Source organism: Massilia suwonensis (assembly GCF_042655665.1).
Taxonomy (GTDB): Bacteria; Pseudomonadota; Gammaproteobacteria; order Burkholderiales; family Burkholderiaceae_D; genus Telluria; species Telluria suwonensis.
Genome location: NZ_JBHSMR010000013.1, coordinates 19,559 through 34,690 on the forward strand (window position 1 = coordinate 19,559; position 15,132 = coordinate 34,690).

Sequence of the window (15,132 nt, forward strand, 5' to 3'; positions counted from 1 at the left end):
GCCCGTGGCTGGCTTGCATCCTCGCTCCTTGCATCCTGCATCCAGCCGCGGCAAGCGGTTCCACCATGGCTTCACCATGGTGGAACTGGTCATCGTCATCATCCTCATCGGCATCCTCGGCACCGTCGCCGCCAGCCGCTTCTTCGAACGCACCAGCTTCGACACCGTCGCCTGGACCGAACAGGTCAAGGCGACGCTGCGCTACGCGCAGAAAGTCGCCATCGCCCAGAACCAGTCCGTTTTCGTGCACATGACGCAGGACCGCGTCTCCGTCTGCCTGGCCGACGATGCCGCCTGCCCGGCGCCGGACGCCCGCGTACGCGCCCCGGGCGGCGCCAACAGTGCCTCAAGCGCGACGCGCGCCGCCTGCAATGCGGACGAGTGGATGTGCGAAGGCCGGCCCGCCGGCGTCACCATGGGCCGGCCCGGTAACGCAACGCAGGCGGCCGGAGGCGTGGCCTTCGACGGCCTCGGACGCGCGCGCATGCTGAACGGCTTCGGCGGGCGCCTGGAAATCAAGGGCAAGGGCGAGGACAAGGGCCTCGTGACCACCATCGCCATCGAGGCGGAGACCGGCTATGTGGACTGAGTTTCCTCCCCTTCGCCGCCGCCTGCGCTCCCAGCGCGGCGTCACCCTGGTCGAACTGATCATGTTCATGGTGATCGTCTCGATCGCGCTGGCCGGCATCGTGCAGGTCATGCGCCTGACCACCGCCAACAGCGCCGACCCGCTGCGCCGCAAGCAGGCCCTGATGATCGCCGAAGCCCTGCTCGAGGAAGTGCGCCAGGCCGGCTTTACCTATTGCGATCCGAGTTCGGCCAATGCCGAGACGGCGCAGAACGCGGGCGAATGCGCGCTGCGCGAAGACTTCGGCAACGAGGGGCCCGCCGGCACCGTCTTCCTGCGCCCCTTCGACAACGTCAACGACTACGGCGCCGCCAACGGCAACCCGGTCGCCGCCTTCAACGACGGCAGCGGCGCGCTGGCCGACGCCCTCGGCCGGCGCATGAACCTGGCCGGCTACCGCGCCACCGTGGCCATCATTCCCGAGGCGCTGGGCGACATTCCCGCCGGCGCCGGGGCCGACACCGACGCGCTGCGCATCCGCATCGTGGTCGACTACGAGGGCGCCGACCCGCCGGTCACCCTGGACGGCTACCGCGCGCGCTACCTGCCGGTGCCGAGGTCCGAATGAAGCCGGCGCCATACTTTCGCCGCGCCCGCGGCTTCACCCTGGTCGAGGCGATCGTCGCCATCGTCATCGTCGGCATCCTGGGCGCCATCGTCGCCGTCTTCATCCGCGCCCCGATGCAAAGCTATGCCGACACCGTCGCGCGCGCCGAAGCGAGCGACGAGGCGGACCTGGCCCTGCGCCGCATGGCGCGCGAGATCCGGCTGGCGCTGCCCAACAGCGTGCGCGTGAGCGCCGGCGGCGACAGCATCGAATTCCTGCTCACCAGGACCGGCGGGCGCTATCTCGCGGCCGAGGATGCCGTGCTCGACCGTCCGGTGCTCGACTTCGTCAATCCCGCCAACACCACCTTCATGGTGGTGGGCGGCCTGCAGACCGACGTCGAAACCAGCGACTACGTCGTGGTCTACAACCTCGGTCCGGGCCTGGCGCCGAGCGACGCCTACGCCTTCAACAGCGCCAACCGCAACATCGCCCGCGTACGCACGCGCGCCTTTGCCGGCGGCACCCGGCTCGAGCTGATGGACAATCCCTTCGCCCGCGCCGAGCCCATGCCCTCGCCGGGGCGCCGCTTCCAGGTCGTCAGCACGCCCGTCACCTACAGCTGCGAGAACGGCAGCGGCGGCCTGGTGCTGACGCGCCGCGCCAACTACGACATCCGCGCCGAGATCACCGACCCGATGACCGGCAACGCCACCTCGGCCGTGCTGGCGCGGCGCCTGGCTTCCTGCGCCAACCTGTTCAGCTATGGCGCGGCCGACGTCGAGCTGCGCCGCAGCGCGCTGGTGCTGCTGTCCCTGAGCCTGCACACGCGCGGCGCCGGCGACGCCGGCAACGGCAGCGTGCGCCTCGTCCACCAGGTCCACGTCGACAACACGCCATGATGCATCCTGCCTTCTTCACCGTCCGTGCCCGCCGCCGCAGCGCCGGCGTCGGCATCGTCACCGCGATCTTCCTGCTGGTGGTGCTGGCCGGCCTCGGCGTGGCCATGGTCACCCTGTTCAACAAGCAGCAGCAGGGCATCGCGCTCGACGAGCAGGGCGTGCGCGCCCAGCAGGCGGCGCGCGCCGGCATCGAGTGGGGACTGTTCCACCGACTGCGCGACACCAACTGCGCCGACGGCGGCGTCTATCCGGTGGCGCTGGCGGGCAAGGTGCTGCGCGAATTCACCGTCATCGTCTCCTGCCGCCAGGCCGGCAACCCCGACGAGCGGCCGGTGTCGACCGACCCCGATGCCCGTCTGGACCGCTGGATCATCCGCGCCGTCGCCTGCGCCCCCGCCGCGGCCGGCGTCTGTCCGGACCGCTCGAACAATCCCGACTACGTGCGGCGCGTGATCGAGGTGCAGATATGAGGGCGCGCTTGTTCTTGCTGCGCCTGCTGGCCCTGGCCCTGTTCGCCTGCGCCGGCGCGGCGCGCGCCGATACGGCGATCTCGCTCTGGAAAGCCTTCGACGGCCGGGTCAATTTCACCGGCACCCAGGTCTCGCTGCGCACCAAGCCCAATGGCGCCAGCAACAAGGCCGCCTGCACGATCACGGCGCCGGGCACCAACCGCACGGCCTCGCTGTCGCTGCCGCTCGGTGCCAGCGTGGTTTCGGCCCAGCTCTACTGGGCCGGCTCGGGCCCCAGCGACAGCACCGTCACCTTCGAGGGCCGCTCGGTGACGGCCACCCGCAAGTACACGTCCAGCACCATCGGCGGCGGCTACAATTATTTCGGCGGCGCGGCCGACGTTACCGACATCGTCCGGCTCAAGGGCGGCGGCACCTATAATTTTTCGGGCCTGACGGTGTCGAACGGCAGTCCCTGGTGCGCCTCGGAAGCGGTGCTGGGCGGCTTCTCGCTGCTGGTCGTGTACTCGCACCCGACCCAGCCCGAGCGCGTGCTGAACCTGTACGAGGGCTTCCGCTACGTGCAGAACAGCGAAGTCGTCGTCAACGCCAGCAACTTCCGCTGGAACCGTACTTCGTATCCGGTCAAGGAAAAGGCGCGCGTCGGCCACATCACCTGGGAGGGCGACTCGACCCTGTCCCAGGACGGCGAACGCCTGCGCTTCGAGGGCACCGAGATGACCGACTCGTTCAACCCCGAAGGCAACCAGTTCAATTCGAAGAGCAACATCAACAGGGACAGCGCCTCCTACGGCATCGACTTCGACGCCTACGACACCGAGGTCGTGATCTGGTCCGGCTACGACGCGCGCGTGTCGACTTCCTACCGCACCGGCCAGGACCTGGTGCTGCTGAACGCCGAGGTGCTGCTGGTGCCGACCATGCCGATTTCCGACCTCTCGGTGGCGATTGCGCGTCCGGGCGCGCTGCAGGTGGGCCGCAACGCCGCCTATACGGTCACGGTCACCAACAATGGGCCCTACACCGATGCAGGGCCGATCACCATCACCCAGACCCTGCCCGCGGGGATGAGCTTCGTCTCCGGCAACGGTACCAACTGGAGCTGCCTGGCGAGCGGCGCGACCGTCACCTGCACCTACCGCGCGGCGATCGCGCCGGATACGAACGCGGCGCCGCTGACCATCACCGCCGGCGTCAGCACCACCGGCGACAAGACCACGACCGTGACGGTGAAGGGCACCGACGACGACAATGCGGCCAACAACGCGGCCTCGAACACGGGCACCGCGGCGCCCGCCGCCGTCACGCCGCCGCCGACAGGCGCCACCACCAGCTACGTCTTCACCGACAGCGCATGCGTGGCCGGCATCGCGATCGGCACGGCCGGCCAGACCTGCAAGACCTATGCCGCGTCGGCAGTGGGCGGCGCCAGCAAGTCCATCTACCTCACCGCCATCGCCAACGGCGTGCCGACGGCCCCGAGCAAGACGGCGGAGACCACGGCCTCGCTGCAGTTCTCGCTCGACTGCGTCAATCCCGACAGCGGCACGGTTGCCGCCAGCTATGCCGGCGCCACTGTTCCCGCCTGCGCCGCGGCCGGCCTGCCGGCCAAATGGTCGGACGCGGCGGCGGTCAAGTTCCCCGCCAACGCGGTGTCGGTCGCGCAGACCTTCCTGTATAACGACATCGGCAAGGTCAAGCTCAGCCTGATGGCAGGGACCGTCACCGCCTCGACCGGGGAGTTCGTGGTGGCGCCATCGCGCATCGTCCTCGACAGCATCAAGTACGGCACGCTCGAGAATCCCGGGAGCATCAAGGGCGATGGCGCCGCCTTCGCACCGGCCGGCGCCGACCTGACGCTGCAGGTCCGCGCGCTGCTCGCCAGCCCACCCGGCACAACCGTGTATGCGCCGAACTTCGGCAACGAGGACACGCCGCCCGAGCTGCCCCTGAGTTTCTCCAAAGCGGTAGAGCTGCCGAGCCAGGGCGAACTCTCGCAGGTCCCGCCGGTATGGGACAAGTCCGCCCACCTCGCCACCATCACGGCTTCCTGGAGCGAGGTGGGCGCGACCAACTTCGTGCTCGGCCTGCCCGATCCGGACGTACCCGGGGGCACCTTCGTCACCTACCTGGGCGCCACGGTGAAGGGCAACACGGTGCCCGTCGGGCGCTTTTATCCGGCCTATTTCAAGACCATCCCGCTTGGCCCCTTCGATTGTCCGAAGAGCCTGCCGGAGGCCTACACCTGCCCGCGCGAAAGCAGGGGCGCCGTGTACTCGGGCCAGCCCTTCGACGTGACGGTCGAGGCCTACAACGCCAACAACAACCTGGTCCAGAACTTCAACGGCGACTGGTACCGCGACATCACCCTCACGGCCGTGCGGGCGAACGGCGACGTGGCGACGGCGACGCCGCTGACCACGCCGACCGGCACTGTCCCCGTCGTGATCGGCAAGCCGGCCAAGGTGACCGATCCGGCCACCAAGCTCGATACCTATCCGGTGCAGGGCAGGGCGCGCTTCACGCTTGCCAATGCCTACGTCGATACCCAGCCAGGGGCGGCCGTCAGCGAGCCGCGCACCATCTTCGTGCGCGCGGCCGCCAACCTCGGCAGCACGACCAGCGAGATCGTCATCAGCTCGCTGCGCAGCGGCGACGAAGTCTCCGAGGACGGCGGCATGCTGGTGCTGAACGGACGCCTGAAGGTGCCGAACGCGCTCGGCACCGATACGCTCGCCACGCCGCTCGGCCTGCGCGCGGAATACTTCGCCGGCGCGGCCGGCTGGCTGTTCAATCCCGGCTTTGCAGATTCGCCAGGCGGCGGCGTGACGGCCGGCGAAGTCGCCGTGCTGGCCTGCGGCGGCAAGTTCCTCGACGCCGGCGAAGTCTGCGCCAACGTCGTCGGCGCGGCCGGCACGGCGCGCATCCCGATGGCCGCCGGGAAGGGCGTGCTGCGCCTGCGCGCGCCGGGCAAGCGCGCGGGCGGCGCAGCGCGCAGCGGCACGGTCACGCTGCGCTACAACGCCTGGACCTGGCTGCCCAGCACGACCGGACGGATCACATTCGGCAGCTACCGTACTCCCGTGATCTACGTTCGCGAGCTGTATTTCTAGACGATGCGCTGAGCGCTGTCGCGGGCACGCCCGTTCGGTGTTGCCGCCGAGCGATTTTATTCGGTAAAACCGGCGAACTTGAATATAATCAAGTCTCTACGGTCCTACCATCAGAGATCGCTCCACATCGACAACGGTCCGCATGCGTTTTTTTAGAAAAGCAAAGAAAAGGGAAGGCTGGCTCGCCATTGCGCTGCAACGCGATGGGCTGGCCGCCGTCAGCATGCAGACCGCGCCCGACATCAAGCCGCAGGTGCGCCAGGCCGTCTTCTATCCGGGCACGAACCCCGCGCAGCTGCTGGAAAAGGCGGGACGCGAACTGCATGCCCATGCCTACCGCGCGATCACGATCCTGAACGGCGGCGAATACCAGATCGTCTCGGTCGACGCGCCGAATGTCGCCCCCGACGAACTCAAGACCGCGGTGCGCTGGCGCCTGAAGGACATCCTCGACTTCCACATCGACGACGCCACCATCGACGTGCTCGACCTGCCGGTCGACCCCAACGCCGCCGTGCGCGCCCAGCATTCGATGTTCGCGATCGCCGCGCGCAACAGCGTGATCGAGACCCGGCAAAAGCTGTTTACCTCGGCGAAGGTCGACCTGGCCGTGATCGACATCCCCGAGATGGCGCAGCGGAACATCTCGGCCCTGGTCGAGCCGGCGGGCCGCGGCGTGGCGATGCTTTCCTTCGGCGAGGAGGGCGGCCTGCTGACCGTGTCCTACCGCGCCGAACTGTACCTGACGCGCCGCATCGACATCCAGCTAGAGGCGCTGCTCGACGAGGACATCGACCGCCGCAACGCCGCTTTCGATCGCGTCACGCTCGAACTGCAGCGCTCGCTCGACAACTTCGAGCGCCAGTATTCCTTCATCAGCGTGGCCAAGCTGGTGCTGGCGCCTTCGCAGGTCTCGGGCCTGGACGAATACCTGTCGAGCAACCTGTACACGCCGGTCGATACGCTCGACCTGGCCAGCCTGTTCGACTTCGAGCGCGCGCCCGAACTGCTCGACGCGCGCCTGCAGCAGCGTTTCCTGGTGCCCCTCGGCGCCGCCCTGCGCCACGAGGAGACGGTGCTGTGAGCCAGCAGATCAACCTCTTCAATCCGGTATTCCTGCAGCAGAAGAAGCTGTTCTCGGCGCGCACCATGGGCGCGGCGCTGCTGGTGCTGTTCATCGGCGTGGCCGCGCTCGACGCCTACGGCAGGCTGCGCCTGGAGGCGCTGCAGAAGGAAGCCGATGCCGGCGCGGCCCAGCTGAACCAGAAGCAGGCGCGCCTGACCAACGTCGGCAAGGAATTCGCGCCGCGCCAGAAGAGCGCGGCGGTGGAGGCCGAGCTGGCCGAAGTGGAGGGCCAGCTGGCGGCCTTGCGCGAGGTCTCCGGCGTGCTCGAACGCGGGGAACTCGGCAACACCCAGGGCTATGCCGAATACTTCCGCGCGCTGGCGCGCCAGCACGTCGACGGCCTCTGGCTGACGGGCGTGAGCATCGCCGGCGCCGGCGTCGACATCGGCGTGCGCGGACGCGCCCTCGATCCGCAGCGCGTGCCCGGCTACCTGAACCGCCTGACGAGCGAACCGGTCATGCGCGGCAAGTCCTTCGGCAGCCTGTCGATCAGCCAGGGCGTGGGCGCGACCCGCCTCGACGAGAACGGCAAGACGGTCGCGCAGGCCGCGCCGTATGTCGAATTCAGCCTGCTGTCGGCCCCGGAAGGAGTCAAGCCATGAAGGAAAGGCTGCTGCGCCTGGCCACCCGCATCGACGCCCTGACCCTGCGCGAGCGGGTGCTGCTGTTCGCGGCGATCGGCGCCGCTTACCTGTTCCTGATGCACTTCTTCAGCCTGGGGCCGATGCTCGCGAAGCAGGAGCTGCTGCGCACCCAGATCGTCCAGCAGCAGAACAACCTGGAAGGCATCGACAACGAGATCCGCGACAAGGTGCAGGCATTCCAGGCCGACCCGGATGCGCCGACGCGCGAGAAGATCGCCGCCGCGCGCGCCCAGCTCGACTCGCTGGCCCTGAACCTGCGCGCGATGCAGAAGGGCCTGGTCGCGCCCGAGCGCATGGCGCCGCTGGTGGAAAGCATCCTGCGCGCCAACGGCCGTCTGCAGCTGGTGTCGCTGCGCACGCTGGCGACGGAGCCGGTGATGGGCGGCGCCAAGCCGCAGGCCGTCCCCGCCGCCGCGCCGTCCGCGGCCTCGGCGGACGCGGCGAAACCGGCCGCGCTGCTGTACCGCCACGGCGTCGAAGTCACGGTGCGCGGCAACTACCTCGACATGATCGGCTACATGGCCGCGCTCGAAGCCATGCCGACCCAGCTGTTCTGGGGCGGCGCCCGCCTCGAAGCGGAAACCTGGCCGGCCTCGCGCCTGACGCTGACCCTGTACACCCTGAGCCTGGATGCGAAATGGATGAAGCTGTGAAGCGCGCCGTCTTCTGCCTGCTGCTGGCGAGCGCGAACCTGGCCGCGGCCCAGGCGCTGCAGGATCCGACGCGTCCGCCGGCGTCCATGCTGGCGGGGCAGGGCGGCGGCGATCTGGCGGCCGGGGCCCCGGTCAACCGCGCGCCGCAGCTGCAGTCGGTGCTGATCGCGCGCCAGCCGGGCGGGCGCCACGTGGCCGTGATCGACGGCGAGACCGTGCGCCTGGGCGACAGCTTTCGTGGCGCGCGCGTGGCGCGCATCGAACAGAACGAGGTGGAGCTGGTACGCGGACGCACGCGCCAGGTCCTGAAACTGAACGCGGCCCCGGCGACCCATGGCGGCGCCATCGAGCGGGTACGAGACAACACGAAGGACCGGGAATGACATCCATGCGACACGCTTCCACCCTGGCCGCGCTGGCTTCATTGAGCTTCCTGGCCGCTTGCCAGAGCACGCCGCCGCACCAGACCTACGACACCATCAAGCGCGAGGTGGCCAGCGCCAGCGCCGCCAACCGCGGCGCCGCGCCGGCCGACGACGCCGTCGCCAACGCCCTGCTGCCGCCGGCCGCCGCGCTGGCCAGGGAATTGCCGAAGGCGCGTCCGGCGCTGGAAGAGCGCTTCAACGTCGCCTTCAACAACGTCCCGGCGCAGCAGTTCTTCCGCTCGATCGTGGCCGGCACCCGCTACAACATGCTGGTGCACCCCGAGGTGAGCGGCAACATCAGCGCCAACCTGAGGGACGTGACGCTGCAGGAGACGCTCGAAGCCATCCGCGAGATGTACGGCTACGACTACAAGATCGACGGCAGCCGCATCACGATCCGTCCGCTGACCATGCAGACCCGCATGTTCCACGTGAACTACCTGGTCGGCAACCGGCGCGGTTCCTCGAACCTGCGCGTGTCCTCGACCTCGGTCGCGAACGCCGGCAACAGCAACAACGGCAGCAACCAGGGCCAGTCGGGCAATCAGCCGAACCAGAACCCGAACAACCAGAACAACGGCAGCCAGAACGGCCTGAACGCGACCCAGGTTGCCAGCACCGACGTCAACATGCTGTCCGAGAGCGACTTCTGGGGCGAGCTGAAGGCGGCCATCGAAGCCATCGTCGGCTCGAAGGAGGGCGGGCGCAGCGTCGTCGTCAGTCCGCAATCGGGCGTGCTGGTGATCCGCGCCATGCCGGACGAACTGCGCAGCGTCGACATGTACCTGAAGGCGACCCAGTTGTCGGTGGACCGCCAGGTGATCCTGGAAGCGAAGATCCTGGAAGTGGAGCTGAACGAACAGTTCCAGAGCGGGATCAACTGGGCCAGCTTCTCGTCGATCGGCAGCTCGCGCAACAACCGCGTCGCCACCGGCATGATCGCGCCGGGCGCCTCGCTGCAGCCGCTGCCTTTCAACGGCGGCCAGCCGCCCGCGATCAACAACGGCAGCGGCCTCTCGGCCAGCACCGGCTTCTCGCTCTCGAACGCGGCGAATGCGGCCGGCTCCCTGTTCGGCTTCGCCTTCCAGACGAATAACTTCGCGGCCCTGATCTCCCTGCTGGAGCAGCAGGGCACGGTGCACGTGCTGTCCAGCCCGCGCGTGGCCGCCGTCAACAACCAGAAGGCGGTGCTGAAGATCGGCACCGACGAGTTCTATGTGACCGGCGTGACGACCACCACCAATACCAGCGCCACCGGCAACACCACGACGCCGAGCGTGACCCTGCAGCCCTTCTTCTCGGGCGTGGTGCTGGACGTGACGCCGCAGATCGACGAGAAGGGCAACATCCTGCTGCACGTGCACCCCTCGGTGAGCCAGGTGACGACGATCACCAAGGGCATCGACCTCGGTGCGGCCGGTTCGCTGACGCTGCCGCTGGCCGCGTCCTCGACCTCGGAACTGGACAGTATTGTCCGCGGCCAGGATGGCCAGGTGGTGGCCGTGGGCGGCCTGATGCGCCAGGCCGCGACCGACGACACCAGCCAGCTGCCGGGCGCGGGCAAGGTGCCGGTGCTGGGCGCGCTGTTTCGCAACAAGAACCGGGTCGCGCAGAAGCGCGAGCTGGTGGTCCTGATCAAGCCGACCATCGTCGACAGCGCCAGCAACTGGAGCCAAGACCTGCTCGACACTTCGCGCCGCATCGATACCCTGGACCCACGCTCGCTGGAGCGCAAGTAATGTACGCGGCGCATTTCGGCTTGCGCGAACTGCCGTTCGGGATCACCCCGGACACGAGCTTCTTTTTCGGCAGTCCGCGCTCGCAGGAAGCGCTCAATACCCTGCTGATCGCCGCGCGCAGCGGCGAAGGCTTCATCAAGATCACGGGCGAGGTCGGCACCGGCAAGACCCTCCTGTGCCGCAAGTTCATGGCGACCCTGGGCGAGGACTTCGTCACCGCCTACATCCCGAATCCCTTCCTGGAAGCGCGCACGCTGATGCTGGCGCTGGCCGACGAACTCGAGGTGCCGCTCGAGCGCCAGGTCGACCAGCACCGCCTGCTCAAATCGCTCATGCAGCGCCTGCTCGACCTGGCGCGCCAGGGCAAGCGCGTCGTGCTCTGCATCGACGAGGCACAGGCGATGCCGGTGGAGAGCCTGGAAGCGCTGCGCCTCCTGACCAACCTGGAAACGGAAAAGCGCAAGCTGCTGCAGATCGTCCTGTTCGGGCAGCCGGAACTGAACCGCAAGCTGGAACTGGACGCGATCCGCCAGCTGGCGCAGCGCATCACCTTCCACTATCATCTCGGACCGCTGTCGCCGGACGACCTCGATTTCTACCTGGCGCACCGGCTGCGCGTGGCCGGCTACACGGGCGCGCGCCTGTTCACGCCAGCCGCCGTGAAGGGCCTGTACCGCGCCAGCGGCGGCATCCCGCGCCTGGTGAACATCCTGGCGCACAAGGCGCTGATGCTATGCTATGGCGAAGGCAGGCAGCAGGTCGGCGCGGCCCACGTGAAGGGCGCCGCGCTCGATACCGTCGGGCGCAAGCGCCGCCTGTGGCCATGGCTGGCGGGCGCGGGCGCCCTGGCCGGCATGGCGGCCTCCCTGGCATGGACCCTCACACGATGAGATCGCGATGAGCCTGATTAACAAGATGCTGCAGGACCTCGACGCGCGCGGCACCACGCGCGCCGGCGGCGTGCCGCCCGAGATCAAGACGGTCGGCGTCGAACGCCGCCTGCCGGTGGGCCGCATCGCCGCGATCGCCGGCGGCGTGGTGCTCGCGCTCGGCGCGGCGGCCTGGATCATTTTTCCGCTGAAGGGCAAGACCTACGACGAACAGCCGGCGCCGCCCGTGGCGGAGGCTGTTCCCGCTGCGCCGGTGACGGTGGCCGAGGTGGCGCCGCCGGCTGCGCCCGCGCCCACGCAGCAGCCGGCCACGCCGCCCGCGGCTGCTCAGCCGGACCCAGAGCCGGTCGCCTCTGCGCCGCGCAAGCCTGCGGCCACGGTCAAGGAGCAGCCCGCACCGCCGGCGCCGAAGCCGGCCGCACCGGAAAAGCAAAGTACCGCCTCGACCACTTCGTATGCCGTTGCCAGCGCGCGCGCACGCGCCGAGCAGGAGCGGCTCGAGAAGCGCTGGGCGGCCGAGGAAGTCCGGCTGGCGGGGCTGCCGCCGGGCGAGCGCGGCGAGGCCGAGCGCCGGCTGCGCGAGGAGCAGGCGCGGGCGGCGGAGAAGACCCGGCAGGAGACGCGCTGGCTGGCCGCGCTGCAGCGCAAGGAGATGGAGGCCGGCGGCTTGCCGGTCGCGGCGGCGCCTGCGCCATCGCCGGCCGGCGCCGCCCAGGGCCGCAGCGAAACCGACACGCAAGGCGCCGAAAACGCCTACCGGCGCGCGCTGGCGGCGATGCAGGAAGGCCGCGTCAGCGAAGCGATGGCCGGCCTGCAGGCCGCGCTGCGCATCAGCCCGCGCCACGAGGCGGCGCGCCAGACCCTGGTCAGCCTGCTGATCGAGAACAACCGCGGCGACGAGGCCATGACCCAGCTGCAGCAGGCCCTGACGCTGGACCCGCGCCAGCCGGCGCTGGCGATGCTGCTGGCACGCCTGCAGATCGAACGCGGCAAGAGCGGCATCGAAGCGCTGCTGCGCACCCTGCCTTACGCCGGCGGCAACGGCGAGTACCACGCCTTCCTGGGCGGCGCGCTGCAGCGCCAGAACCGCTTCCGCGAAGCGGCCGACCAGTACCAGACGGCGCTGCGCTCGGCGCCGAACAATGCGGTGTGGTGGATGGGGCTGGGGATGGCGCTGCAGGGGGACAAGCGCAATGGGGAGGCGCTGGAGGCCTTCCGCCAGGCGAAGGCGCTGGGCACTTTGTCGCCGGAGCTGCAGGCCTTCGTCGAACGCCGCCTTGCGCAGGTCGGGCGGTAACGGATCTGCGTAGGGTGGGCACTCCGTGCCCACGCGTTACGAACGTGTACGGTGGCCCGCGTCGGCCGCCTGTCGATCGCAAATTATCTCGTAATGGACACGCTGTACCGCGTGGGCACAGAGTGCCCACCCTACAAATGCCGTTGATTCGCGTAGGGGCCATGGAGGCCAATGGCCTTCATGGCGGGTTCACCGGGCGCCCCGAGCCCACCAGCCGTGTGCAAGCCGCCGGTATCAGATCGCCGCCAAGCGCTCCAGCGCCAGGCGCAGCGTCGCATCTTCCTTCGCAAAGCAGAACCGCACAATCCCCGACTCCCGCCCGCTACTGTAGAACGCCGACACCGGAATCGCCGCCACCTTCAATTCGGTCGTCAGCCACTGCGCAAACTCCGCTTCCGGCAGGCTCGAGACCGCCCGGTAATCCACGCACTGGAAATACGTCCCATCTGCGGGCAGCAGCTGCAGCCGCGTACCTGCCAGCCCGGCCCTGAACAGGTCGCGCTTGTGCTGGTAGAAACCCGACAGCCCGAGATAAGGCGCCGGATCGCGCATGTACGCCGCCAGCCCGTGCTGCATCGGCGTATTCACCGTGAACACGTTGTACTGATGGACCTTCCGGAATTCCGCCGAGAGGGCCGCGGGCGCGGCCACGTAGCCGACCTTCCATCCCGTGACGTGATAGGTCTTGCCGAAGCTCGAAACGACAAAGGACCGCTCTGCCAGCACGGGGTGAGAAGCCACCGACTGGTACCGCTCGCCGTCGTAGACCATGTGCTCGTAGACTTCGTCGGACAGCACCAGGATGCCGGTGTCCTCGACGATGCTCGCGAGCGCGTCGAGATCGGCGCGGCGCAGGATGGAACCGGTCGGGTTGTGCGGCGAATTGATGACGATCAGGCGCGTGCGCGGCGTGACGGCGGCCGCCACCTTCGCCCAGGGCACGCTGTAGCCCTGGGCGCCCACTTCCATCTCCAGGGGCACCACCGTGCCGCCGGCCAGCACGATCGCCGGCGCGTAGCTGTCGTAGGCCGGTTCGATGACGATGGCCTCGTCGCCCGGATGCACGCAGCACAGGATGGCCGTGGTGAGGGCCTGGGTGGCGCCGGCGGTGACGGTGATCTCGGTTGCCGCATCGTAGCGCCGGCCATAGAGCGTCTCGATCTTGGCCGCGATCGCCTCGCGCAGGGCCGGCACGCCGGTCATCAAGGGATACTGGTTCTGGCCGGCGCGCATGGCCTCGTTGACGGCGTCGACCAGGCGCGGGTCGCAGCCGAAATCGGGGAAGCCCTGGCCGAGGTTGACTGCGCCGTGTTGGGCGGCCAGCGCCGACATGGTGGAAAAGATGGTGGTGCCTACTTGCGGCAGGCGCGATTGCAGGGCAGGGGTGCTCATGGGTGATGGTCGAGTTTGGGATGGATTCATTCTAGCGCGGGCGCGGCCTGCAGCTTGACCCAGGCCTCGGGCAGCATGATCCGGAACAGGCCGCCCTGCAGGGTCTTGCGTCCGAGCTTCAAGAGCGCCTTGTCCTTGGTGATCAGGATCGCGGCATTCGCGTCACGCGCGATCTCGAGGAATTTCTGGTCGTCGCGGTCGGTGCAGACGGGCAGGCGGATCGGTTTGCTGTCCGGTGCGACGACCTCGATCAAGGCATCGAAGCGCGCCGCGGCCTGGGCGCGGCTGTCCTCGTCGAGCGGCAGGTGCGGGTAGTGCAGGACGATCCGGTATTCGTCGCGGCAGTCGGCGCGCGTCACGGCGCGCACCGCGCCGTCCTCCAGGGCGGCCAGCAGCGGCGCCCAGCGCGGGTCGCGGAAAACGAACAGGTCGAGGCAGACATTGGTGTCGATGACGATGGCTTGGGCTGGAGCGGGTATCATGTCGGAAATCTTAATTGCTTTTGTGTTTGTATGCTGATTGTCTTATCGCCCGCCAAATCCCTCGACCTCGATACCCCGTCCCCGACCGCCCATCACACGCTGCCCGATTTCACGGGGCGCGCCGCGCAACTGATCGGCGTGCTGCGCGACCTCTCGCCCGGCCAGGTCGGCGACCTGATGCACATTTCCGACCAGCTCTCGACCCTGAACGTGGCGCGCTACGCCAGCTGGACGCTTGACCACGCCGACGGCTACCAGGCGATGATGGCCTTTAACGGCGACGTCTACGCCGGCCTCGACGCGCGCAGCCTGGCGCCACCGGCCATCGATTTCGCCCAGCGCCACCTGCGCATCCTGTCGGGCCTGTACGGCCTGCTGCGCCCGCTCGACATGATGCACCCTTACCGGCTGGAAATGGGCACGAAGCTGGCCACGCCTGCCGGCAAGGACTTGTATGCCTTCTGGGGCGAGACCATCAGCCAGGCACTGAATGCCGAGCTGGCGGCCACCGGTTCGACGGCGCTGGTGAACCTGGCGTCGGAAGAGTACTTCAAGTCGGTCAAGCCGAAGCTGCTGACCGTGCCGGTGATCACGCCGGTGTTCGAGGACTGGAAGAACGGCAAGTACAAGATCATCTCGTTCTACGCCAAGCGCGCGCGCGGGATGATGGCGCGCTATGCGATCGAGAAGGGGATTACCGATCCGCAAGCCCTGAAGGACTTCGACGTCGACGGCTATGGATTCGTGGCCGAAGGATCGACCGGGACCAGCTGGCTGTTCCGTCGAAAAATTACAGAGTGAGGTAGGGTGGGCGCCCCGTGCCC

The 15,132-nt window shown here is 68.6% G+C and carries 15 protein-coding genes; 13 read left to right on the forward strand and 2 right to left on the reverse strand.

Annotated elements, in window-relative coordinates; translation table 11 throughout:
- Positions 1-28: 28 nt before the first annotated feature.
- The 12 genes from ACFPQ5_RS08005 to ACFPQ5_RS08060 all read left to right on the forward strand — a co-directional run bounded on the left by ACFPQ5_RS08005 (position 29) and on the right by ACFPQ5_RS08060 (position 12,434).
- Positions 29-589: a prepilin-type N-terminal cleavage/methylation domain-containing protein gene (locus ACFPQ5_RS08005; protein WP_379753258.1), complete on the forward strand. Its 561-nt coding sequence runs from the start codon at positions 29-31 to the stop codon at positions 587-589.
- Positions 579-1,196: a prepilin-type N-terminal cleavage/methylation domain-containing protein gene (locus tag ACFPQ5_RS08010; RefSeq protein ID WP_379753261.1), complete on the forward strand. Its 618-nt coding sequence runs from the start codon at positions 579-581 to the stop codon at positions 1,194-1,196. The genes ACFPQ5_RS08005 and ACFPQ5_RS08010 overlap by 11 nt, the downstream gene beginning before the upstream one ends.
- A complete protein-coding gene (locus ACFPQ5_RS08015; protein ID WP_379753264.1) occupies positions 1,193-2,077 on the forward strand; it encodes a PulJ/GspJ family protein in 885 nt (294 codons plus the stop codon). Before ACFPQ5_RS08010 ends, ACFPQ5_RS08015 begins: the two co-directional genes overlap by 4 nt.
- On the forward strand, positions 2,074-2,547 hold the full coding sequence (locus ACFPQ5_RS08020; protein ID WP_379753267.1) for an agglutinin biogenesis protein MshP: 474 nt from the start codon (positions 2,074-2,076) through the stop codon (positions 2,545-2,547). Before ACFPQ5_RS08015 ends, ACFPQ5_RS08020 begins: the two co-directional genes overlap by 4 nt.
- Positions 2,544-5,660: a DUF6701 domain-containing protein gene (locus ACFPQ5_RS08025; protein WP_379753270.1), complete on the forward strand. Its 3,117-nt coding sequence runs from the start codon at positions 2,544-2,546 to the stop codon at positions 5,658-5,660. Before ACFPQ5_RS08020 ends, ACFPQ5_RS08025 begins: the two co-directional genes overlap by 4 nt.
- Before the next feature lie 142 nt (positions 5,661-5,802).
- Positions 5,803-6,744, forward strand: coding sequence for a type IV pilus biogenesis protein PilM (gene pilM / locus ACFPQ5_RS08030; RefSeq protein ID WP_379753273.1), 942 nt, complete (start codon positions 5,803-5,805; stop codon positions 6,742-6,744).
- Positions 6,741-7,388, forward strand: a complete 648-nt coding sequence (locus ACFPQ5_RS08035) for a PilN domain-containing protein (protein ID WP_379753276.1) — start codon at positions 6,741-6,743, stop codon at positions 7,386-7,388. Before pilM ends, ACFPQ5_RS08035 begins: the two co-directional genes overlap by 4 nt.
- Positions 7,385-8,083, forward strand: coding sequence for a hypothetical protein (locus tag ACFPQ5_RS08040; protein WP_379753279.1), 699 nt, complete (start codon positions 7,385-7,387; stop codon positions 8,081-8,083). Before ACFPQ5_RS08035 ends, ACFPQ5_RS08040 begins: the two co-directional genes overlap by 4 nt.
- A complete protein-coding gene (locus tag ACFPQ5_RS08045) occupies positions 8,068-8,466 on the forward strand; it encodes a hypothetical protein (RefSeq protein WP_379753282.1) in 399 nt (132 codons plus the stop codon). Before ACFPQ5_RS08040 ends, ACFPQ5_RS08045 begins: the two co-directional genes overlap by 16 nt.
- Positions 8,467-8,471: 5 nt before the next feature.
- Positions 8,472-10,247, forward strand: a complete 1,776-nt coding sequence (gene mshL / locus ACFPQ5_RS08050) for a pilus (MSHA type) biogenesis protein MshL (protein WP_379753285.1) — start codon at positions 8,472-8,474, stop codon at positions 10,245-10,247.
- Positions 10,247-11,137 carry an ExeA family protein gene (locus ACFPQ5_RS08055; RefSeq protein WP_379753288.1) on the forward strand — a complete coding sequence of 297 codons (891 nt, stop codon included), beginning with the start codon at positions 10,247-10,249 and terminating at the stop codon, positions 11,135-11,137. Before mshL ends, ACFPQ5_RS08055 begins: the two co-directional genes overlap by 1 nt.
- 7 nt (positions 11,138-11,144) lie before the next feature.
- Positions 11,145-12,434, forward strand: a complete 1,290-nt coding sequence (locus ACFPQ5_RS08060; protein WP_379753291.1) for a tetratricopeptide repeat protein — start codon at positions 11,145-11,147, stop codon at positions 12,432-12,434.
- Positions 12,435-12,668: 234 nt separating this feature from the next.
- On the opposite strand, the gene ACFPQ5_RS08065 is transcribed toward ACFPQ5_RS08060, so the two are convergent.
- Both ACFPQ5_RS08065 and ACFPQ5_RS08070 read right to left on the reverse strand, forming a co-directional pair.
- A complete protein-coding gene (locus ACFPQ5_RS08065; protein WP_379753294.1) occupies positions 12,669-13,826 on the reverse strand; it encodes a pyridoxal phosphate-dependent aminotransferase in 1,158 nt (385 codons plus the stop codon).
- 26 nt (positions 13,827-13,852) lie between these two features.
- Positions 13,853-14,308: a putative toxin-antitoxin system toxin component, PIN family gene (locus tag ACFPQ5_RS08070; protein ID WP_379753297.1), complete on the reverse strand. Its 456-nt coding sequence runs from the start codon at positions 14,306-14,308 to the stop codon at positions 13,853-13,855.
- A gap of 30 nt (positions 14,309-14,338) precedes the next feature.
- Here ACFPQ5_RS08070 and yaaA point away from each other — a divergent pair, with 30 nt between their 5' ends.
- Positions 14,339-15,109, forward strand: coding sequence for a peroxide stress protein YaaA (yaaA, locus tag ACFPQ5_RS08075; protein ID WP_379753300.1), 771 nt, complete (start codon positions 14,339-14,341; stop codon positions 15,107-15,109).
- The last annotated feature ends 23 nt before the right edge of the window (positions 15,110-15,132 follow it).